Source organism: Methylobacterium dankookense, from assembly GCF_902141855.1.
Lineage (GTDB): Bacteria > Pseudomonadota > Alphaproteobacteria > Rhizobiales > Beijerinckiaceae > Methylobacterium > Methylobacterium dankookense.
Genome location: NZ_CABFVH010000010.1, coordinates 1 through 19,563, shown reverse-complemented (window position 1 = coordinate 19,563; position 19,563 = coordinate 1). Strand labels below are relative to the sequence as shown.

Sequence of the window (19,563 nt, the reverse complement as noted above, 5' to 3'; positions counted from 1 at the left end):
CGGTCCGGCGTTCCGAATTCTGCACGATGCCACGCGTCGCCAGAAAACGACGACGGCCCGGCGGTCCATGAGGACCGCCGGGCCGCAAGCTTCGATCAGATCGGATGCGTCCGTCAGTTGCCGTAGGCGCTGGCGCCGACCGGCAGCACCTGCGAAAGCGCGGCGAAGTCGTAGCGCAGGCCGATACGGAACTCGTTCGACGTCAGGCTCTTGAGGCGGGTGCCGTAGCCGAAGCTGTCGACGCCGGTGCGCATCTTGCCGAGGTCAACATAGCGGTAGGCCGCGTCGAGGCTGAAGCCGCGGCCGAGGGCGACGGACACGCCGCCGGTGAGCGACCAGGCGAGCGAGGCGACGGAGCGGTCGGCCCGCTTCACCGCCTCGCGGGGGCCGACGCCGGGCGTCCCGTCGCAGGCATCAATGAAGCAGGAGGTCTGCGTGAAAGAGCGGGTCGTGCCGATATCGGCGATGCCGACGCCCGCGCCGATATAGGGGGTGAAGCCCCACCATGTGCCGAGATCGGCGTAGACGTTCACGAGAGCGGTGAGGGCATCGACGCGGCCGGTCTCGATATTGCCGCCGGTGACGAAGTTCGAGCGCGAGGAGAAGGTGCGGAAGCGGCTGTCCACGCGCTGGTCGACCGTGGCGTCGATGCGCAGCCAGGGATTGATGCGGTAGCCGATGCCGCCGCCATAGCCGCCGGCATCGCTGACGCGCAGGCCGACGAGGGGGGGCACGCCCGGATCGTTCGGGTCGGGCCGCGTGTCGTCGCGGGGCCGGCCGTAATGGGCCTGGGTGAAGTCGCCGCGCAGATACCAGCCTGAGCCGATCTCAACCGGGACGGGCTCCGGCGGCGGCGGGGGCATCGTGGGCAGAAGGTCGGCCGCCTGGGCCTGGCCGAGCCCGGCGGCGAGAAGCAGGGCCGCAAGGACCGGGCGGACCTCGAAGGCGTTCATGGAAGACTCCGGACGACGCAGCGACCGGATCGCTGCCGGCCTCCCGGCGAGACTGAACGATAAAGCTTGTGAACTGCTTAACCCTAATGCCCACGGTTTCCGGAGCATGAAGGAAGACCGTAAATGCGATCAGGGCGACGCGGATCTGCTCCGCGCCGCCCCGAGATCGCGAGCCTTCGTCGGGCTCAGTACTTGCGCACCAGCGGGCCGGGGGCGGGCTGGTATTCGGGCATGATCGGCGGCAGCGGCGCCGCGACGAAGCCGCCGAGCATGTAGCGGAAGCCGACCTTGACGTCGTGCGCCTCGATATCCTTGAACTTGTAGGTGGTGTCGGGGCAGATCGAGGTCTCGAAGCACTGCAGCGTGCCGGTCTTCGCCGTGCCCATGTTGAGGTAGCGGTAGCCCACCTCGAGCTTCAGGTTCGGCGTCACGTTCATGGCGAGGCCGGCATGGAGCGCCCAGGCGAGGCTGGTGGTGTCGCGGCCCCGGATCACGCCGATGCCGCCGAGCGCCGTGCCGGCGCCGAAATCGGTCATGGTGCTGGTGCGGTGGAAGGCGGAGCCCACGCCGGCGCCGATGAAGGGCGTGACGCCGTACCAGGTGCCGAGATCGACATAGCCGTTGGCCATGGCGACGATCGAGGAGATGTGGCCGTTGTAGAAGTCGTAGCCGCGCGGGAAGGGCGGGGTCAGGCCGCTGCAGCTTCCGGAGAAGCAGTTGGCGTAGCTCTCGCCGAACCGCAGGCTCGCGGAGGTGCGGTACTCGGCTGTCACGTCGCCGCGCAGCCAGGCGTTGAACTGGTAGCCGACGCCGGCGCCCGCGAAGGCCTGGTCGCCGATCTCGGTCTGCTCGCGCTGATAGCCGCCCTCGGGCCCGATGAAGCCGGCCCGGTCCGTGCCCTCGAACTTGTTGAGGCGCAGCGCGCTCACGCCGACATCGCCGCGCAGGTACCAGCCGCCGCCGACATCGACCGGGGGGGGCGCCATGGGCGGCGGGGGAGGGGGCGGAAGCAGGTCGGCCGCATGGGCGAGGCACGGCGCGCCGACGCTCGCAGCGAGCGTGAGGGAGCGCGCCAAGACGACGAGCTTGGAGCGGGCCATTAACGTTTCCTTCACTCGAAAGCGTGCCGGAAGCAGTGTCGACCGGCTCCGGATGACTCTTCGGATGATGGACCCAAGATCTTAAGCTGGGCTTAACGTTAAATGTTAGGGTTGCTGCGGCCCGCGAGCGGTTGAGAACCTGCCGCAATACCGGTCGAGCGCCTCGCCGGCCGGCGCCGATTCCCGCGTTCAGCCGTGGTCGTGCCCATGGTCATGGTCATGATCGTGCTCCGGCAGGGTCAGGCCGAAATGCGCGACGAGGTCCTGCACCTGGGCGGGGCTCAGGTGGCGCGGGTTGAGGTTGCGCAGGAGCAGGTAGAGCTTGGCCGTCTCCTCCAGCTCCTCCGTGGCGAAGACCGCGCCCTCCAGGCTCTCGCCCGCCACCACGGGGCCGTGGTTGGCGAGGAGCACCGCGCTGTAGCGCCCGGCGAGGCCCCGGATGGCGTCGGCCACCGCCGGGTCGCCGGGGCGGAAATAGGGGAGGAGCGCCGTGCCGCCGGTGCGCATCAGGTAATAGGGCGTCAGCGGTGGCAGGACCGCCTTCGGGTCGATCCCCGGCAGCATCGAGACCGCCACGGAATGCGTCGAGTGCAGGTGGACGATGGCCCGCGCCTCGCGCCGGCTCTCGTAGAGGGCGGTGTGAAGGGGGATCTCCTTGGTCGGCTTGTCGCCCGAGACGAGGTTGCCGCCGGCATCGAGCCGGGCGATCCGGGCCGGGTCGAGGAAGCCGAGGGAGGCGTTGGTCGGCGTCACCAGCCAGCCGCCGTCGTCGAGCCGCAGCGAGATGTTGCCCGACGAGCCCGGGGTCAGGCCGCGCTCGAACAGGGAGCGCCCGTAGCGGCAGATCTCCTCGCGCAGACGTGCCTCGCCGCTCATGCCGTCGCTCCTTCGCTGAGTTCGAATCCGAGATCGACCGTGCCCGGGGGGCCGCCCGCCGTGAGGCGCTCGGCGCAGGTGCGGCCGATCTCCAGGCGGGGCGTGCGCATGGTCGAGAGCGGCTGCGGCATCGACGCGGTGATGTCGAGGGCGTGGCAGCCGAACAGGGCGACCCGGCCCGGCACGGCCCAGCCGTGGCCGAGGCAGCAGAAATAGCCGCCGAGCGCCATGTCGTCGTTGGAGAAGTAGACCGCGTCGACATCCGGCACCCGCGCCATCAGCGCGTCGAGGGCCGCGCGCCCCGCCGCCGAGGAGGAGGGACCGTCGACGAGCTCGCTCGCGTGGAGGGCCATGCCCGATTCGGCGAGCGCCGCCTCGAACCCCGCGAGCCGCTTGGCCGCACGCAGGTCGCGCCCGAGATCGTGCCCGACATAGGCGATGCGCCGGTAGCCGCGCCCGATCAGGTGGCGGGCGCTGGCATGGCCCACCGCCCGGTTCGAGAAGCCGACCACGAGGTCGAGGCCGGGTCCGTCCGTATCGATCATCTCGACGACCCGGATGCCGGCCGTGCGCAGGCGCGTCACCGTGGCCGGCGTGTGCTCCAGCCCCGTCAGCACCAGGGCGGCGGGGCGCCAGGACAGGAGCCCTGAGACCAGCGCCTCCTCGCGCTCGGGATCGTAGTCGCTCACCCCGATCACGCTCTGGAATCCGGTGACGTCGAGCGCGCCCGTGAGCCCGCGCAGCAGGTCGGGGAAGACGATGTTGGCGAGCGAGGGGATGATGATGCCCACCAGCCCCGAGCCCCCCGAGGCGGCGTTGCCCGCGAGTGAGCCGGCGAGCCGGTTCGGCACGTAGCCGAGCCGGGTGGCCGCCTCCAGCACGCGCTCGCCCGCCTTCTTCGAGAAGGAGCCGTGGCCGCGCAGCACGCGCGAGACCGTGCTCTCGCCGACGCCCGCCTCGCGGGCCACGTCGGCGATGGTGACGAGGCGTCCGGGTGTCTGATGGATGGTCATGCCGGGCCCTGGAGCGCTCCCGAGCCGAACTGGCCGCCGGTTCGGCGCGCGAGGGCGCGTCGGGACGAGGGGCTGGAGCGGCTGCGAAGGCATAACAAGCGCGCGCAGCCGTCACAACCAAATTGGCAGCGCTGCCAAAAAAAGTTGGCAGCGCTGCCAAACCGATGGTACGCATCACTCCAGCGCCGCCGGACGAGCGGTGAATCGTGCAGCCGCCCGGAATCGGTCGGCCAGGGAGAACGCTCATGTCCGTGCAAGCCGCTGCGGCGCCCGGCGCCGTGCCGCAGAAGGATTTCGTGGAGCAGACCTACACGAAGGTGTTCTGGCGCCTCGTGCCGTTCCTGATGCTCTGCTACGTGATCGCCTATCTCGACCGCGTGAACGTCGGCTTCGCCAAGCTGCAGATGTCGCAGGAGCTGCAGTTCAGCGAGACGGTCTACGGTCTCGGCGCGGGCCTGTTCTTCATCGGATACTTCCTGTTCGAGGTCCCCTCGAACGTGATCCTGCACCGGGTCGGCGCGCGCGTCTGGATCGCGCGGATCATGATCACCTGGGGCCTGATCTCCGGCGCGTTCATGTTCGTGAACTCGGCCACTTCCTTCTACATCATGCGCTTCCTGCTCGGCCTCGCTGAGGCGGGCTTCTACCCGGGCGTGATCCTCTACGTGACCTCGTGGTTCCCCTCTCATCGGCGAGCCCGGGTCATCGCCGTGTTCATGTCGGCGATTCCCGTCTCCGGCATCTTCGGCAACCCGCTCTCGGGCTGGATCATGGACGCGTTCAACGGCGCCCACGGCCTGTCGGGCTGGCAGTGGATGTTCCTGATCGAGGCGGTGCCCGCCATCCTCGTCGGCGCGGCCGTGTTCTTCTATCTCGACAACAAGCCTGCCGACGCGACCTGGCTCTCCGAGCCGGAGAAGGCAGTGATCGAGCGCGACATCGCCGCCGAGCGCGAGGGCAAGACCGAGAGCCCACACTCCATCGCCACCGTGTTCCGCAACGGCCGCGTGTGGTTCATGAGCCTGATCTACTTCGCCTTCGTCACCGGCCAGTACGGGCTGACCTTCTGGATGCCGACGATCGTCAAGGCGTCGGGCATCCAGGGCAACCTCAATATCGGCCTCGTCAGCGCGATCCCGTTCCTGTTCGCGGTCTTCGTGATGATCCTGCTCGGCCGCAGCGCCGACCGGATGCGCGAGCGCCGCTGGCACCTGATCGTCCCGGCGCTGCTGGGCGCCGTCGGCTTCGTCGTCGCAGCGGGCACGGGCAGCACGGTCGTCGCCATCGCGGCGCTTTCGGTGGCGGCCGGCGGCGTGCTCACCTGCGCGCCCCTGTTCTGGTCGCTGCCCACCGCCTTCCTCGCCGGCACCGGCGCGGCGGCCGGCATCGCGCTGATCAACTCGGTGGGCAACCTCGCCGGCTTCGTCAGCCCCTACGTGATCGGGGCCCTGCGCGACAGCACCGGCAGCACGGCGGCCGGCATGTACGCGCTCGCCGTGATGCTGGTGGTCGGTGCCCTCTGCGTCTTCGTCACGCCGAAGGGGCTGGTGAACCGCTGAGCCGCGACCTCAACCCTCCCCCCTTTGCGGGGGAGGGTGCCGAGCGGAGCGAGGCGGGAGAAGCGAACCCCGCTTCAGACAAGGGCTGGGCGGGTGTGACGGGCGCGAGACCCCTGCGGCGCCGTCGCCTCCCCTCTCCCGACCCCCTTCGGGGGCCACCCTCCCCCGCAAAGGGGGAGGGGGCGGACGCCACATCGTCAGGACCACAGGACGGAATCCGATGAGCACCACACCACAGACGGGCCGCGCCGCGGTGATCGGCCTCGGCTCCATGGGCGCCGGGATGGCGGGCTCGCTCCTGAAGGCGGGCTTCTCCGTGGCCGCCTGCGACGTGAACCGCGAGGCGGTGGCGCGCTTCGAGGCCGCGGGCGGGCGCGGCGTCGCCACTCCGGCCGAGGCGGCCGACGGCGCCGACGTGGTGGTCTGCGTCGTGGTGAACGCGGCCCAGACCGAGGCGGTCCTGTTCGGCCCCGGCGGTGCGGCCGAGACCATGCGGCCGGGCGCCGTCTTCGTCTCCTCGGCGACGATGGACCCGGCCATCGCCCGGCGCCTCGCCGCGCGGCTCGAAGAGACCGGCCGGCTCTATCTCGACGCCCCGATGAGCGGCGGCGCCGCGCGGGCCGCCGAGGGCACGCTGACCTTCCTGGCCTCGGGCTCCGGGCAGGCCTTCGCCGCCGCGCGGCCGGCCCTCGATGCCATGGCGGGCAAGCTCTACGAGCTCGGCGACGCGGCCGGGCAGGGCGCGGCCTTCAAGATGATCACCCAGCTGCTCGCCGGCGTGCACATCGCCGCCGCCAGCGAGGCGATGAGCTTCGCGGCCAAGCAGGGCCTCGACCTCGCCAAGGTCTACGAGGTCATCACCGCCTCGGCCGGCAACTCCTGGATGTTCGAGAACCGGATGCCGCACGTGCTCGACGGCGATTACAGCCCGAAGAGCGCGGTCGACATCTTCGTGAAGGATCTCGGCATCGTGCAGGACATGGCCCGAACCGAGCGCTACCCCGTGCCGGTGGCGGCGGCCGCGCTGCAGATGTTCCTGGCAGCCTCGGGCGCCGGCATGGGCCGCGACGACGACGCCTCGGTGGCGCGGATCTACGCGCAGCTCTCGGGGGCGACGCTCCCCCCGTCCAAGGCCTGAGATCGCCGCGCCTTCAGCCGTCCGAAGGCGCGGCGCAAGCCCGAACGGGCGTCGGCGCTCATGCGCCGGACCGCGCCTCGGAACCGATCCGTCGATGCCGAGGCGCGAGACTTCGAGGAGAACCGATGCCCCGCTTTGCCGCCAACCTCTCGATGATGTTCAACGAGCACGCCTTCCTCGACCGCTTCGCCGCGGCCGCGGATGCGGGCTTCACCGCCGTCGAGTTCCTGTTCCCCTACGAGCACCCGCCCGAGGCCATCGCCGAGCGCCTGACCCGCCACGGCCTGACCCAGGCCCTGTTCAACCTGCCGCCCGGCGACTTCGCCGCGGGCGAGCGCGGCCTCGCAGCGCTGCCCGAGCGCTTCGACGAGGTGAAGGCCGGCGTCGAGACGGCCTTGCGCTACGCCGAGGCCACCGGCGTGAAGCGCCTCCACATGATGGCGGGCCTCGCCGACGCGGCCGATCCGCAAGCGCAGGCCGCCTATCGCCGAGCCGTGATTCACGCGGCCGAACGGCTCGCCGAGAAGGGCCTCGACCTCGTCCTGGAGCCGATCAACGCCCGCAACATGCCGGGCTACTTCCTCAACGATTTCGGCGCCGCCGCCGCGCTGATCCGCGAACTGAACCTGCCGAACCTGAAGCTCCAGTTCGACCTCTACCATTGCCAGATCCTGCATGGCGACGTGACCATGCGGCTGCGCGCGCTGATGCCGATCGTCGGCCATGTCCAGACCGCGAGCGTGCCGGACCGCCACGAGCCCGGCACCGGCGAGATGGACGACGCCTTCCTGTTCGCGGAGCTCGACCGGCTCGGCTATGACGGGTTCGTCGGCTGCGAGTACATCCCGGCCGCGGGCACGGTCGAGGGCCTCGGCTGGTTCACGTCCTACCGGGGAGAGCGCGCATGACCCTCTCCCTCGGCTGCGTGGCGGACGACTACACGGGCGCCTCCGACCTCGCCAACACCCTGACCAAGGCCGGGCTTCGCACCGTCCAGACCATCGGCATCCCGGCCGACGACCTTGCCTTGCCTGAGGTCGACGCCGTCGTCGTTGCCCTGAAGAGCCGCTCGATCCCTGCCGACCGAGCGGTTGCTCTCTCCCGTGAGGCGGATGCCTGGCTGCGCGGGCGCGGGGCCGCCCACGTGATGTTCAAGATCTGCTCGACCTTCGATTCGACGGATCAGGGCAATATCGGCCCCGTCCTCGACGCCCTGCGCGAGGATGCGGGCGAGGCCATCGCCCTCGTCACCCCGGCCTTCCCGGAGACCGGGCGCAGCGTCTACCAGGGCCACCTCTTCGTGGGCGCCGTGCCGCTCGACGAGAGCCCGCTCAAGGACCACCCGCTCAACCCGATGCGGGATGCCAACCTCGTGCGCGTGCTCGCCCGCCAGAGCGCGGGCCCGGTCGGCCTGATCGACATGGCGACCGTTGCCAAGGGTGCGGATTCCGTGCGCGAGCGTCTCGCGGCCCTGGCCGGGGAGGGGAAGGCGGCGGCCATCGCCGACGCGATCTTCGACGCCGACCTCGAGACGCTGGGCCGCGCCGCGCTGGCGCATAAGGTCTCTTGCGGTGCGTCGGGCCTCGGGCTCGGCCTCGCCCGGGCGCTGGCGCAGCCCGGCTCCGCGGATCCGGCCGCGGACGTGCTCGCCGAGCCGGTCGGGGGGCTGGCCGCCTGCCTCGCCGGAAGCTGCTCGCAAGTGACGCTGCAGCAGATCGAGGCGGCGGAGGCCCTGATGCCGGTGCTGCGCCTCGACCCCGAGCGCTTGATCGCGGAGGGCGCCGCGATCGAGGAGGCCCTTGCCTGGGCGGGCGAGCGGGTCGAGTCCGGCCCGGTCCTGATCGCGAGCAGCGCAAGCCCGGAGGCGGTGCGCGCGCTCCAGGCCCGCCACGGCGTCGAGCGGGCGGGCCACGCCATCGAGGGCGCGCTGGCGCATCTCGCCGCCGCCTTCGTCGCGCGCGGCGTGCGCCGCCTCGTGGTGGCGGGCGGCGAGACCTCGGGCGCGGTGGTCGACCATCTCGGCCTGCGCGCCTTCCGGGTCGGCCCCGAGATCGCGGCCGGGGTGCCGGTGCTGCGCACCGCCGCCGGCGAACCGATGCTGCTCGCCCTCAAATCCGGCAATTTCGGCGGACGCGACTTCTTCGGCCGCGCCCTCGGGATGATGCGCTGAGACCGCCAAGTCCCAGCCCGTTGCGGGTGATGCCCAGCCGATTGGGCTTCCCCCATTCCCGACCTCATCCTGAGGTGCCCGCGAAGCGGGCCTCAGGATGAGGTTGGGGGTGGGGGAAACGATGGCTACGTCCTCAGAGGAGATCCCCATGCACGCCCTGATCCTCGGCGCCGCCGGCATGATCGGCCGGCGCCTCACCGCCGCCCTGGTCGAATCCGGCCGCGTCGGCAACGAGCCGCTGAGCGCGCTCACCCTGGTCGACGTGGTGCAGCCGGAGGTGCCGGCGGGCTTCAGCGGCCCGGTCCGGGCCGAGGCCGCCGACCTCTCGCTCCCCGGCGCCGCCGAGGCGGCTCTCGCCGAGCGGCCCGGCATCGTGTTCCATCTCGCGGCCGTCGTCTCGGGTGAGGCCGAGGCGAACATGGATCTCGGCTACCGGGTCAACCTCGACGGCACCCGCCTGCTCTTCGAGGCGATCCGTGCGCTGAGCGAGGCCGAGGGCTACCGGCCGCGGGTCGTGTTCACCTCCTCGCTCGCCGTGTTCGGCCAGCCCCTGCCGCCGGTGATCGGCGACGACTTCATCCCGGCCCCGGCCTCGTCCTATGGCGTGCAGAAGGCGATGGGCGAGTTGCTGCTCGCCGATTTCAGCCGCCGCGGCTTCCTCGACGGGATCGGCCTGCGGCTGCCCACCATCTGCGTGCGGCCGGGCAAGCCGAACAAGGCGGCCTCGGGCTTCTTCTCCGGGATCCTGCGCGAGCCCCTCGCCGGCCTGCCGGCCGTTCTGCCGGTGCCGGACACGGTGCGGCACTGGTTCGCCAGCCCCGGCGCGGCCACGAACTTCCTCCTCCACGCCGCCGGCCTCGACCTCTCGGGCCTCGGCACCCGCCGCACCATGACGATGCCCGGCATCTCGGCGACGGTGGCCGAGGAGATCGAGGCCCTGCGCCGCGTCGCGGGCGACAAGGCCGTCGCCCTGATCCGGCACGAGCCGGACCCGGCGGTGATGCGCATCATCGAGACCTGGCCGGAGGCCTTCGACACGCAGGCGGCGAACCGGCTCGGCTTCACGGCCGACGCCTCCCTCGACGCCATCGTGGCGCAGCACGTGGCGGAGCATGGCGTGAAGCTGTGACGGCCGTTCCGTAAGTCAGCTCGTCCGCGCCGGGCCGGGCGGGCTCTCCTCCCCCTTGCGGGGAGGACTGGGAGGCGGGGGCGGTGCCGACCAATGCTCGGCGTTCCATCCTGAACGACCCCCCCGGCCCCTCCCCGCAAGGGGGAGGGGAGCGGCTCACGCCGCCACGCGGCCCTCCAGCGGGAAGACCTTGGCCGGGTTCATCAGCCAGTGCGGGTCGAACACGTTGCGGACCCGCATCTGCTGCTCCAGGTCGGCCTGATCGTACTGGAAGCGCATCAGCTCGCGCTTCTCGATGCCGACGCCGTGCTCGCCGGTGAGGCAGCCGCCGACCTCGACGCAGAGCTTCAGGATCTCGTCGCCGGCCGCCTCGGCCTTCTGCAACTCGCCCGGCCTGTTGATGTCGAACAGGATCAGCGGGTGCAGGTTGCCGTCGCCCGCGTGGAAGACATTGGCGACGCGCAGGCCCTTCTCGGCGCAGATCGCGCCGATGCGCTCCAGCACCGGCCCGAGCTGGCCGGTGGGGATGGTGCCGTCCATGCAGATGTAGTCCGAGATCCGGCCGGTGGCGCCGAAGGCGGATTTGCGGCCCTTCCAGATCGCAGCGGATTCGGCCTCCGACTTCGAGACGCGCAGGCTGGTCGGGCGGAAGCCTTGCGCGATCGCCTCGATGCGGGCGAGCATGGACGAGCACTCCTCGTCCGAGCCCTCGACCTCGATGATCAGCATCGCCTCGGCGTCGCGCGGGTAGCCGGCTTTCGCGAAATCCTCGGTGATCAGGATCGCCTCGCGGTCCATGTACTCGATGGCGACGGGGATGATGCCGGCCGCGATGATCGCCGCGACGCAGTCGCCCGCATCCTCGACCTTCGAGAAGCCGACCAGCGCCGGCCGCGCGCCTTCCGCCGCGCGCAGGATCCGCACCGTCGCCTCGGTGACGATGCCGAGCTGCCCCTCCGAGCCGCAGATCAGGCCGAGCAGGTCGTAGCCCGCGGCGTCGAGATGGTCGCCGCCGATCTCGACCACGGTGCCGTCGTTCATGACGAGCGTCACGCCCATGAGGTTGTTGGTCGTCACGCCGTATTTCAGGCAATGCGCCCCGCCCGAATTCATGGCGATGTTGCCGGCGATGGTGCAGGCGAGCTGGCTCGACGGGTCGGGGGCGTAGAAGAAGCCCTCGTGGCCGACCGCACCCGAGATGGCGAGGTTGGTGATGCCGCTCTGCACCCGCGCCGCGCGGTTCTCGAAATCGATGTCGAGGACGCGGGTCATCTTGCCGACGCCGAGGATGATGGCGTCCTCCTGCGCGATGGCCCCGCCCGCGAGCGAGGTGCCGGCGCCCCGCGGCACCACGCGCACGCCGTTGGCGTGGCAATAGGCCATCACCGCCGAGACCTCCTCGGTGGTCGAGGGCAGCACCACGGCGAGCGGCATCTTGCGGTAGGCGGTGAGCCCGTCCGTCTCGAAGGCGCGGCGCTCGTCCTCGGTGGTGACCAGGGCCTCGGGCCCCACCAGCGGGCGCAGGCCCTCCAGGATCGCCTCGCGGCGGGCGAGGATCCCGGGATCGGGCTCCGGAAAGCGGATCGACATGGGCTCTGACCCTTCGTGCGTTCGTCCCTGGCCGCCCCGCTTCAGCCTCCGCTCAGCTTCGGCCGTGCAGGATCCGAAGGGCGAAAGGGGAGGGCGCCATTTGCCGGCATGCTAGCCGATAGGGCCGCGGAGCGCACGCGCGATGGGGCCGCGGGGGCCTCGTCCGGCGTCCGCTCACGAGGGTGTGGGCTTCACTTTCTCGATTATGCCCTAGATCCGCAGCGATGCTCAGTCTCGACCTGTTCTAATCGTAAAAGCTCTGCCATAAGCCACGGCGGCCCTAGCTGCCCAACGGAGGAAAATCCATGCGTCACGTGATCCTCGGCGCCGCCCTCGCGCTGCTCCTGCCCGTCGCCGCCCAGGCGGAAGGCGATGCGGCCGCCGGCGAGAAGGCGTTCGCTCCCTGCAAGGCTTGCCACAACTTCGAGAAGAACGGCGTCGGTCCGGACCTGAAGGGCATCGTCGGCCGCAAGGCGGGCGTCTACGAGGGCTACAACTACTCCGCTCCCCTCAAGAACTCGGGCCTGACCTGGGACGAGGCGAACCTGAAGGAGTGGATCAAGGATCCGAAGGCCAAGGTCCCCGGCAACAAGATGGTCTTCCCGGGCATCAAGGACGACAAGAAGCTCGACGACCTGATCGCCTACCTCAAGACCAAGGGCTGAGCGGCGCGCGCTCCCCGCCGGAATCGGTTTCCGGTTCGGCGTCAGGGAGCGCGAGCCATCGGCGAGATCGATCCGCGCAGGGCGCGCGGGTCCGATGTTCTGGCCGCCTCCGTTCCACGGAGGCGGTCTTTTTCGTGTTCGTGGGCGCCTGCTGGAGTCTTCAGACCCTCAGGCATGCACGCCGGCGTGGAGCCCGTCACGGAGCGAGACGAGGCGGTCGAGCAGGGCGCGGCGATCCTCCATCTCGAGCCCGGTCATGCCGCCGGCCTGGTTCGGCACGCAGGCGAGCAACTCGCGCAGGGCCCGGCCCCCTTCCGTGAGGAAGATGCTGACCTGGCGCTCGTCGGTGCGGTCGCGAGCCCGGCGCACCCGGCCCGAGGCTTCCAGCCGCTTGAGCAGCGGGGTCAGCGTCCCGGAATCGAGGAAGAGGCGGTTGCCGATCTCCTTCACCGTCAGCCCCTCCTCCTCCCAGAGGACGAGCAGGACGAGATATTGGGGGTAGGTGAGGTCGTGCTCGTTCAGCAGAGCACGATAGGCGCGCCCGAAGGCGTGCGCCGCCGCATAGACGGCGAAGCAGAGCTGGTTGTCGAGACGCTGGGGATCGTTGGCGTCGACCGTATGCGGAACCTCCGCCGGGTCCCGGACCTTGACGGCGCGTGGAGCCCGCGCCTGCGGCTCTGGCCGAGCTGACATCGCATACAACTCCCATGGGGCAGCCCGCACGGCGCTGCACGCCGGGGTAGGTAAAGCAATATCGTAGCCAGAACACCACCCGTGCACAATGAATTCAGCGCAGGTCCCGTATCGATTGCGCGCAATGCAGGTTCGTGCGAGACGCGCTATCTCGATTGTGCGCAATCGAGGCGGCTGGGCCCGGAGCGGGCCGCGCCGCGAGACAGGAGGACACCATGCAGGCTCTGTACACCGCCCATGCCCACGCCACCGGTGGCCGCGAGGGTTCCGCCGCGACCGATGACGGGCGCCTCAGCATCGGCCTCGCCACCCCGAAGGAGCTTGGCGGCGGCGGTGGCCAGGGCACCAATCCCGAGCAGCTCTTCGCGGCCGGCTACGCCGCCTGCTTCCTCGGCGCGATCAAGTTCGTCGCCGCGCAGGACAAGCTGAAGATCTCAGAGGACGCCAAGGTCGAGTCGACGGTCGGCATCGGCAAGCGCGACGACGGCACCGGCTTCGGCCTCACCGTGACCCTCAAGGCCACCCTGCCGGGCATCGACAAGGCCCAGGCCGAGGACCTCGTCCGCCGCGCCGACGTGGTCTGCCCCTATTCGCACGCCACCCGCGGCAACATCCGCGTGGACGTCTCGGCTGCCTGAGGCCAGTCGGTCCATGAAGCCGACAGCGGCCCCCGGACGAACCTGTCCGGGGGCCGTTCTCATTCGCTGCGCGCGTCGTCCATCAGCGGGTGCAGGTCGCGGACCATGCCCTTGAGCCGCGCGTCGAGGATGTGGGTGTAGATCTGCGTCGTGGAGATGTCGGCATGGCCGAGCAATTCCTGCACGATGCGCAGGTCCGCGCCGTTCTGGAGGAGATGGCTCGCGAAGGCGTGGCGCAGGACGTGCGGGCTGATCCGGTCGGTGCGGATCCCGGCCGCGGTGGCCACGGTCTTGAGGTCGCGGGCGAAGGCCTGCCGGGTCAGGTGGCCGCTCTCGCTGTCGGCAGGGAACAGCCAGGACCCCTCGTCGGCGAGGCCGTCGAGATGCGCCCGCATCGCCGCCCGCGCGAGGTCGGTGAGCGGCACGAGCCGCTCGCGGCCGCCCTTGCCGCGGATCACCAGGGTGCGCTCCTGCGTGGTCGCGGCCGAGCGCGGCAGCGCCACGAGTTCCGAGACGCGCAGGCCCGTGGCGTAGAGAAGCTCCAGCAGGCTGTGCATGCGCCGGGCGCGCGCGGCCTCGCCCGGCCGGCTCGCCGCGGTGACGGCGTCGCGGGCGACGGCGAGCAGCCGGTCGACCTCGGCGACATCGAGCACCTTCGGGAGGGCCCGGCCGCGGCGCGGGCCGGAGACCGGCGCGCTCGGATCGGATTCCGCGAGCCCTTCCGCGTACAGAAACCTGTGGAAGCCGCGCACGCAGGAGAGCCGCCGCGCCGCCGAGGACGCTTTCAGGCCCTGCTCCTCCAGGCCGACGAGGTAGGCCCGCAGCGTCCCGGCCTCGACCGCGTCGAGGTCGAGATCGGCGGCGTTGAGGTAGGCGAGATAGTGGTCGAGGTCGCGCCGGTAGGCCTGGAGGGTGTTGGCCGCCGCGCCGCGCTCGGCGGCCAGCATGTCGAGATAGGCCGCGACCTCCGGGCCCGCGCTCACCGGTTGCCCGGCTGCAACTTGGCCGGCGGGATCGTCACGCTCATCTCGCGCGGCACCGGCTTCACGAAGGTCGCCAGCGCGAACATTCCCGCGAAGATCAGGCCGGCCAGGATCGCGATGGTCGCGAAGAAGCGGAACAGCGTCGGCACGTCGGTTCGGTCTCGATCGGACGGGGCGGTGCCGGGAGGAGAAGGCAACCGAGAGGGGCGAGGGGGTTGCATCACGCGCTGGCGGCGAAGGCAAGACCCGTGATGCCACAGCGGCGCGGCCCGCCGCCGACGCGTCGCGCGGCCGTTCCCTGTATCTGACAAACGCGCTAAGACCCCGCCTCGATACCATGTCAGTCGCGATGAACGAGCCGGCGGCGCCGGGCGAAGAACCGATCGAAGCGCGCATCCGCCGGGCCCTCGGGGCCCGGTCGATCGTGCTCGTCGGCCTCATGGGCGCGGGCAAGAGCACCGTCGGCCGGCGCCTCGCGCAGCGGCTCGGCCTGATCTTCAAGGACGCCGACATCGAGATCGAGGCCGCGGCCGGCCTGACGATTCCCGACATCTTCGCGATCTACGGCGAGCCGAGCTTCCGCGATGGCGAGGAGCGCGTCATCGCCCGCCTGCTGCGCGCCGGCCCGATGGTGCTCGCCACGGGCGGAGGCGCCTTCATGCGGGATTCCACCCGCGGCCGCATCATCGAGCTCGGCGTCTCGATCTGGCTGAAGGCCGAGCTCGACGTGCTGATGCGCCGGGTGCGCAAGCGCGGCAACCGCCCGCTCCTCGAGACCGAGGACCCGGAGGCGACCATGCGCGCCCTGATGGAGGCGCGTCACCCAGTCTACGCCCAGTCGCAGATCATGGTCCTTTCCCGGGACGTGGCGCATGACCGGGTGGTGCAGGACGTGCTCGAAGCCCTCGACGCCTATCTCGGACCGCCCGCCGTGGCGGCCCAGTGACAGAAGCGACCATGTCCCATCTCAGCGTCCACGTGCCCCTCGACGGGGGCCGAGCCTACGACATCCTGATCGGCCGCGGCCTCGTGGATGCGGTCGGCGCGCAGGCCGCCGCCCTCGGGGCGAAGGCGGCCGGCATCGTCACCGACGAGACCGTGGCCGCGCTCTACGGCGAGCGGATCCGCGCGAGCCTCGAACAGGCGGGCTTGCGCTGCGGGATCATCGCCGTACCGCCGGGCGAGGCCTCGAAATCCTATGCCTGCTACGCCGCGGTCTGCGACCGCCTGCTGGAGCTGAGGATCGAGCGCGGCGACCTCGTCGTGGCGCTCGGCGGCGGCGTCGTCGGCGACCTCGCGGGCTTCGCGGCGGCGACGCTCCGGCGCGGCGTGCGCTTCCTGCAGGTGCCGACGACCCTGCTCGCCCAAGTCGATTCCTCGGTCGGCGGCAAGACCGGGATCAACTCGCCCCACGGCAAGAACCTGATCGGCGCCTTCCACCAGCCGCGCCTCGTCCTCGCCGACACCGCCGCCCTCGATACCCTGGTCGAGCGCGAGATGCGGGCGGGCTATGCCGAGGTGGCGAAATACGGGCTCATCGCCGATCCCGGTTTCTTCGACTGGTGCGAGGCCAACTGGCGCGGGATCTTCTCGGGCGGGCCGGAGCGCGACGAGGCGGTGGCGATCTGCTGCCGCGCCAAGGCCGGCGTCGTGGTGCGCGACGAGCGCGAGGACGGCGAGCGGGCGCTGCTCAATCTCGGCCACACCTTCGGCCACGCCCTGGAGCGGCTGACGCATTACGAATCGGCCCGCCTCGTCCACGGCGAGGGCGTCGCCATCGGGCTGGCGCTGGCCTTCCGCTTCTCGGCGCGGCTCGGCCTGTGCTCGGGCCAGGAGGCGGGCCGGGTGGCCAACCACCTCGCCATGGCCGGCCTTCCGACGCGCCTCCAGGACGTGCCGGGCGGCAGCGGCGACGCCGAATCGATTCTCGACGCCATGGCCCAGGACAAGAAAGTGCGCGACGGGGCGCTGACCTTCATCCTGGCCCGGGGCATCGGCCAGAGCTTCATCGCCCCGGGCATCGGCCGCGACGACGTGCGCGCCTTCTTGCAGGACGAGCTGCGGGGCTGAAGCGCCGCCGGACAAAGCGCGGGTCCCCCTACCCCTTGCGGGGAGGGGTGAGGGGTGGGGGTGGCGCAGGATCAAACGTTCCGGTGCCTTCTGCGCCACCCCCACCTCCGGCTTCTCCCCGCAAGGGGGAGGAGAGGCTCGTTGCAGATCGACGCGACCCCTCCGAAAAATTCTCATCCCTCACCCCAGCCCTCTCCCGAACGGGAGAGGGGGCCTGTCGTGCCGGATCCGGCCGTTTACCCGCCCGGAACCGCTCCTCGACTAGCCTGTCCGCTTCCGGATGGTCCGGGAGGGATGGATGCCCGTATCATCGAGCCTGCCGGCGCTCGGCCGGGATCTCCGCGACCTGCTGACGAGCGACGCGCGCCTGTTCTGGTTCGCGCGGCTCGCGAGCCTGTGGATGGTGCCGCTCACCCTCGGCCTCGTGGCGATCGTGTTCGGCAGCGGGCCGGAGCCGCGGCGCAACTGGCTCGGCGACATCCTCGGCAACGACTTCACCCAGGTCTGGGTCGCCGGACAGGCGGCGCTGCGCGGAGCGGCGGCCGAGAGCTACGACCTCCAGCGCCATCTCGCGAATCTGAGCGCCGCCTTCGGGCCGGAATGCCGCTTCGCCTGGCACTATCCGCCGGTCTTCCTGCTGCCCGCCTCGGCCGCGGCCCTGCTGCCGCCCCAGGCCGCCTTCCTCGCCTGGAGCCTCGCCTCGGTGAGCCTGTTCGCCCTGGCGCTGCGCCTCGTCGGCGGCCGCGCGGCCGTGCTGATCGGGCTCGCGCATCCGCTCGTCTTCTGCAACCTCACCTACGGCCAGAACGGGCTGTTCACGGCGGCCTTCCTCACCGTCGGGGCGGTGCTGGTGGACCGGCGCCCGCTCATCGCCGGGCTCTGCTTCGGCCTCGTCGCCTACAAGCCGCAGCTCGCCGCGCTCGCGCCCTGCCTGCTCCTGGCGACCGGCCGCTGGCGCTGCCTCGCCGCCTGCCTCGCCACCGTCGCCGCCCTCTGCCTCGCCGCGCTCGCGGCCTTCGGCACGGCGCCCTGGCTCGGCTTCCTCGGCACGCTCGGCGAGACCAACCGCATCATCCTCCAGAACGCCGCGGCCGGGCTCGACCTCAATGCCAGCGCCTTCGGCGCGGTTCGCCTCGCGGGCGGCTCGATGGCGGCGGCCTGGGCACTCCAGATCGCGGTGAGCCTCGCCGCCCTGGCCCTGGCCTGGCGGGTCTGGACCAGCTGCCCGGATCCGCGCCTGCGCGCCGCGACCCTGCTCGCCGCCGCGCCGATGCTGTCGCCCTACGTGCCGGTCTACGACCTCGCTCCGCTGGTGCCGGCCACCGCCCTCCTCGTGGTGGCGGCCCACCGGGCGGGGGCCTTGCGCGCGCCCGAGCGCTGGCTGCTGATCGCGACGCCGCTGACCGCCATGATGCGGGTCGGCATGGACGCCACGGGCTTCTCCTTCGGCCTGCTCTTCGCGCTCGCGACCTTCGGCTGCATCGTCGCCCGCGCGCTGCCCGAGCTATCCGGGCGCCCCGCTTTGCGGGCGGCCTGACCGTCTCGATCGATCCGCACCGGTCGGATGCGGAGTCAGGCGTCCACCAGGGCGTTGCCGGCCACGTGGATCACCGCGTCGAAATCCGGCAGCTCGGCCGGCTCGATCGCGTCCGGCAGGCAGACGATCAGGCCGCGGCCCGCGCGGGCGGCCCGCAGGGCGGCGAGGCGCTCGCGAAAGTTCTCGGGCTTGCGCTCTTCGAGCAGGATCGCGACGACGAGGATGTCGGGCCGGCGCACGAGGCAGCGGACGAGGTCGACGGCGACGCGCTCGCGGGGGCCGAGGGCGCCCTCGGTGAGGCCGACCGCCGCGCCCGGCTCGACCCGGCTGTCGAGGCCGAGGCGGTAGACCTGGCCCTCCAGCCCCTCCTCGGCGAGCACCCGCCGCACCAGGGTCCGCACCCGCGCCTCGGCGCCCGCCTCGCCGGTGCTGACCCGGCCGAAGAGCAGGTTCTCCTCGAGGCTCGCCGCCGGGTTGACCCGGTCGGGATCGTAGAACTCCACCGCGCCGCGCAGCGGAGCCGGCAGCATGCGTGCGAAGGAGTGGCGCGCCGCCACGATCCGCTCCTCCAGGGCCTCGTCCATCAGGCCGAAGCGGTGGCGCGTCTCGCTGTAGCGGAGCGCCAGCCCGATCAGCCGCTCGCGGTCGCGCTGCCCGCCGGGGCCGCGGCGCAGGGTGGCGTCCGGCTGGCGCACCACGAGATCCTCGAAATAGCCGCGCTCGGAGGCCGGGAAGAGCGAGAAGGCGTCGAAGAGCGGGTGGTCGTTCGGCAGGTCGGAGAAGATCTCGACGGAATTGCGCGCTACCGCGAGGCCGATCTCGGTGAGCGGACGCACAAGCCCTTCCGCCTCCAGCACCGCCCGCAGGTAGGGATGGCGGGCGAGGCGCGCCCGCGCAAAGGCCGGCCCCACCGGCTCGCCGAACAGGATGTTTTCTCCGAGATCGGCCTGATGGTTGTAGAGCGCCGGATCGAAGGGCTCGACCAGGCGCTCGGCCCTCTCGGCCCGCAGGGCGTCGCGCATCCGGGCCCGGGCCGCGACGATGGCGCGGGCGAGCTCGGGCTCGGCGGCGGGATCGACCCGGCCGGTGAGGCCGCGGGCGTAGACCAGGGTGTCGAGGCCGACGAGACGCAGGAGGTCGACGAGGTCCTCGTCGCCCGGCGGGCTCGCCGCCCCGTAGAGCAGGTTCTTGCGCAACGGGCCCTCGACCAGGATCGCCTCGCCCGCGGCATAGGCGATGCGGCGGGCGCGCGCGGCCGGAGCGAAGCTGCGCCGGTCGTACCCGCCATAGGTCACGGACCCCGCCGTGGGCTCGACCTGTCCCGCCCGCACGGCGGCGAGCACCCCGGCGCCGCCGCCGCGCCCGCCGGGGGTCGCCACGTGGCCGGGCATGGCGAGGCGCGCATCGACCCCCGCGAGGCGCCCGCCGGGGGCGGGGGCGAAGGGGCCG

18 protein-coding genes and 1 pseudogene are annotated in these 19,563 nt (G+C 71.5%); 10 read left to right on the top strand and 9 right to left on the bottom strand.

All coding sequences use genetic code 11. The annotated features are described in order from the left end of the window. Positions 1 to 113 precede the first annotated feature (113 nt). From MTDSW087_RS10380 to MTDSW087_RS10365, 4 genes are all read right to left on the bottom strand, one after another. On the bottom strand, positions 114 to 953 hold the full coding sequence (locus MTDSW087_RS10380; protein ID WP_144763486.1) for an outer membrane protein: 840 nt from the start codon (positions 951 to 953) through the stop codon (positions 114 to 116). Positions 954 to 1,138: 185 nt separating this feature from the next. Beyond that, on the bottom strand, positions 1,139 to 2,053 hold the full coding sequence (locus MTDSW087_RS10375; protein ID WP_144763484.1) for an outer membrane protein: 915 nt from the start codon (positions 2,051 to 2,053) through the stop codon (positions 1,139 to 1,141). Between the two features lie 189 nt (positions 2,054 to 2,242). Next, positions 2,243 to 2,929, bottom strand: a complete 687-nt coding sequence (gene otnC / locus MTDSW087_RS10370; protein ID WP_144763482.1) for a 3-oxo-tetronate 4-phosphate decarboxylase — start codon at positions 2,927 to 2,929, stop codon at positions 2,243 to 2,245. After that, the gene (locus MTDSW087_RS10365; RefSeq protein ID WP_144763480.1) at positions 2,926 to 3,942 is read right to left on the bottom strand and encodes a LacI family DNA-binding transcriptional regulator; all 1,017 of its coding nucleotides are present in this window, start codon (positions 3,940 to 3,942) and stop codon (positions 2,926 to 2,928) included. Before MTDSW087_RS10365 ends, otnC begins: the two co-directional genes overlap by 4 nt. A 245-nt stretch (positions 3,943 to 4,187) precedes the next feature. Here MTDSW087_RS10365 and MTDSW087_RS10360 point away from each other — a divergent pair, with 245 nt between their 5' ends. From MTDSW087_RS10360 to denD, 5 genes are all read left to right on the top strand, one after another. Continuing rightward, a complete protein-coding gene (locus MTDSW087_RS10360; RefSeq protein WP_144763479.1) occupies positions 4,188 to 5,501 on the top strand; it encodes an MFS transporter in 1,314 nt (437 codons plus the stop codon). Between the two features lie 220 nt (positions 5,502 to 5,721). Continuing rightward, the gene (gene ltnD / locus MTDSW087_RS10355) at positions 5,722 to 6,639 is read left to right on the top strand and encodes an L-threonate dehydrogenase (RefSeq protein WP_144763477.1); all 918 of its coding nucleotides are present in this window, start codon (positions 5,722 to 5,724) and stop codon (positions 6,637 to 6,639) included. Between the two features lie 125 nt (positions 6,640 to 6,764). Further along, positions 6,765 to 7,547, top strand: coding sequence for a 2-oxo-tetronate isomerase (otnI, locus tag MTDSW087_RS10350; RefSeq protein WP_144763475.1), 783 nt, complete (start codon positions 6,765 to 6,767; stop codon positions 7,545 to 7,547). Continuing rightward, entirely contained in the window at positions 7,544 to 8,809 is a 1,266-nt protein-coding gene (otnK, locus tag MTDSW087_RS10345) for a 3-oxo-tetronate kinase (RefSeq protein WP_144763473.1), read from the top strand. The genes otnI and otnK overlap by 4 nt, the downstream gene beginning before the upstream one ends. A gap of 148 nt (positions 8,810 to 8,957) precedes the next feature. Next, a complete protein-coding gene (gene denD, locus MTDSW087_RS10340) occupies positions 8,958 to 9,938 on the top strand; it encodes a D-erythronate dehydrogenase (protein ID WP_144763471.1) in 981 nt (326 codons plus the stop codon). Between the two features lie 156 nt (positions 9,939 to 10,094). Here denD and MTDSW087_RS10335 read toward each other — a convergent pair whose 3' ends face one another. Beyond that, positions 10,095 to 11,528, bottom strand: a complete 1,434-nt coding sequence (locus tag MTDSW087_RS10335) for an FAD-linked oxidase C-terminal domain-containing protein (protein WP_144763469.1) — start codon at positions 11,526 to 11,528, stop codon at positions 10,095 to 10,097. Between the two features lie 305 nt (positions 11,529 to 11,833). Here MTDSW087_RS10335 and MTDSW087_RS10330 point away from each other — a divergent pair, with 305 nt between their 5' ends. Continuing rightward, complete coding sequence (locus tag MTDSW087_RS10330; protein WP_144763467.1) at positions 11,834 to 12,193, top strand: c-type cytochrome; 360 nt, start codon at positions 11,834 to 11,836, stop codon at positions 12,191 to 12,193. Positions 12,194 to 12,361: 168 nt separating this feature from the next. Here MTDSW087_RS10330 and MTDSW087_RS10325 read toward each other — a convergent pair whose 3' ends face one another. Further along, positions 12,362 to 12,886 (bottom strand): MarR family winged helix-turn-helix transcriptional regulator, encoded by a 525-nt coding sequence (locus tag MTDSW087_RS10325; RefSeq protein WP_144763464.1) that lies wholly within the window; start codon positions 12,884 to 12,886, stop codon positions 12,362 to 12,364. A 215-nt stretch (positions 12,887 to 13,101) separates the two neighbouring features. On the opposite strand from MTDSW087_RS10325, the gene MTDSW087_RS10320 reads away from it, so the two are divergent. Further along, positions 13,102 to 13,524 carry an organic hydroperoxide resistance protein gene (locus MTDSW087_RS10320; RefSeq protein WP_144763462.1) on the top strand — a complete coding sequence of 141 codons (423 nt, stop codon included), beginning with the start codon at positions 13,102 to 13,104 and terminating at the stop codon, positions 13,522 to 13,524. Between the two features lie 59 nt (positions 13,525 to 13,583). Here the strand turns inward: MTDSW087_RS10320 and MTDSW087_RS10315 are convergent, their stop codons facing one another. Both MTDSW087_RS10315 and MTDSW087_RS30780 read right to left on the bottom strand, forming a co-directional pair. Then, on the bottom strand, positions 13,584 to 14,507 hold the full coding sequence (locus MTDSW087_RS10315) for a site-specific tyrosine recombinase XerD (protein ID WP_280525263.1): 924 nt from the start codon (positions 14,505 to 14,507) through the stop codon (positions 13,584 to 13,586). Beyond that, complete coding sequence (locus MTDSW087_RS30780; protein WP_144763461.1) at positions 14,504 to 14,656, bottom strand: histidine kinase; 153 nt, start codon at positions 14,654 to 14,656, stop codon at positions 14,504 to 14,506. The genes MTDSW087_RS10315 and MTDSW087_RS30780 overlap by 4 nt, the downstream gene beginning before the upstream one ends. Before the next feature lie 188 nt (positions 14,657 to 14,844). Here MTDSW087_RS30780 and MTDSW087_RS10305 point away from each other — a divergent pair, with 188 nt between their 5' ends. The 3 genes from MTDSW087_RS10305 to MTDSW087_RS10295 all read left to right on the top strand — a co-directional run bounded on the left by MTDSW087_RS10305 (position 14,845) and on the right by MTDSW087_RS10295 (position 18,114). Then, positions 14,845 to 15,453, top strand: coding sequence for a shikimate kinase (locus tag MTDSW087_RS10305; protein ID WP_238179225.1), 609 nt, complete (start codon positions 14,845 to 14,847; stop codon positions 15,451 to 15,453). A gap of 11 nt (positions 15,454 to 15,464) precedes the next feature. Further along, positions 15,465 to 16,577, top strand: coding sequence for a 3-dehydroquinate synthase (aroB, locus tag MTDSW087_RS10300; RefSeq protein WP_144763459.1), 1,113 nt, complete (start codon positions 15,465 to 15,467; stop codon positions 16,575 to 16,577). A gap of 298 nt (positions 16,578 to 16,875) precedes the next feature. After that, entirely contained in the window at positions 16,876 to 18,114 is a 1,239-nt protein-coding gene (locus MTDSW087_RS10295) for a glycosyltransferase family 87 protein (protein WP_238179227.1), read from the top strand. A gap of 35 nt (positions 18,115 to 18,149) precedes the next feature. Here the strand turns inward: MTDSW087_RS10295 and MTDSW087_RS10290 are convergent. Next, positions 18,150 to 19,563: pseudogene (locus MTDSW087_RS10290) on the bottom strand (ABC transporter ATP-binding protein); the annotation flags it as partial.

Bases quoted from the DNA above. Each gene is read 5' to 3' on its own strand.
- MTDSW087_RS10330 (WP_144763467.1), top strand. From the start codon at position 11,834: ATGCGTCACGTGATCCTCGGCGCCGCCCTCGCGCTGCTCCTGCCCGTC.
- MTDSW087_RS10375 (WP_144763484.1), bottom strand. From the start codon at position 2,053: ATGGCCCGCTCCAAGCTCGTCGTCTTGGCGCGCTCCCTCACGCTCGCT.
- MTDSW087_RS10365 (WP_144763480.1), bottom strand. From the start codon at position 3,942: ATGACCATCCATCAGACACCCGGACGCCTCGTCACCATCGCCGACGTG.
- otnI (WP_144763475.1), top strand. From the start codon at position 6,765: ATGCCCCGCTTTGCCGCCAACCTCTCGATGATGTTCAACGAGCACGCC.
- MTDSW087_RS10325 (WP_144763464.1), bottom strand. From the start codon at position 12,886: ATGTCAGCTCGGCCAGAGCCGCAGGCGCGGGCTCCACGCGCCGTCAAG.
- MTDSW087_RS10320 (WP_144763462.1), top strand. From the start codon at position 13,102: ATGCAGGCTCTGTACACCGCCCATGCCCACGCCACCGGTGGCCGCGAG.
- MTDSW087_RS10360 (WP_144763479.1), top strand. From the start codon at position 4,188: ATGTCCGTGCAAGCCGCTGCGGCGCCCGGCGCCGTGCCGCAGAAGGAT.
- MTDSW087_RS10335 (WP_144763469.1), bottom strand. From the start codon at position 11,528: ATGTCGATCCGCTTTCCGGAGCCCGATCCCGGGATCCTCGCCCGCCGC.
- MTDSW087_RS10305 (WP_238179225.1), top strand. From the start codon at position 14,845: ATGTCAGTCGCGATGAACGAGCCGGCGGCGCCGGGCGAAGAACCGATC.
- otnC (WP_144763482.1), bottom strand. From the start codon at position 2,929: ATGAGCGGCGAGGCACGTCTGCGCGAGGAGATCTGCCGCTACGGGCGC.
- ltnD (WP_144763477.1), top strand. From the start codon at position 5,722: ATGAGCACCACACCACAGACGGGCCGCGCCGCGGTGATCGGCCTCGGC.
- otnK (WP_144763473.1), top strand. From the start codon at position 7,544: ATGACCCTCTCCCTCGGCTGCGTGGCGGACGACTACACGGGCGCCTCC.
- aroB (WP_144763459.1), top strand. From the start codon at position 15,465: ATGTCCCATCTCAGCGTCCACGTGCCCCTCGACGGGGGCCGAGCCTAC.
- MTDSW087_RS10295 (WP_238179227.1), top strand. From the start codon at position 16,876: ATGCCCGTATCATCGAGCCTGCCGGCGCTCGGCCGGGATCTCCGCGAC.
- MTDSW087_RS10380 (WP_144763486.1), bottom strand. From the start codon at position 953: ATGAACGCCTTCGAGGTCCGCCCGGTCCTTGCGGCCCTGCTTCTCGCC.
- denD (WP_144763471.1), top strand. From the start codon at position 8,958: ATGCACGCCCTGATCCTCGGCGCCGCCGGCATGATCGGCCGGCGCCTC.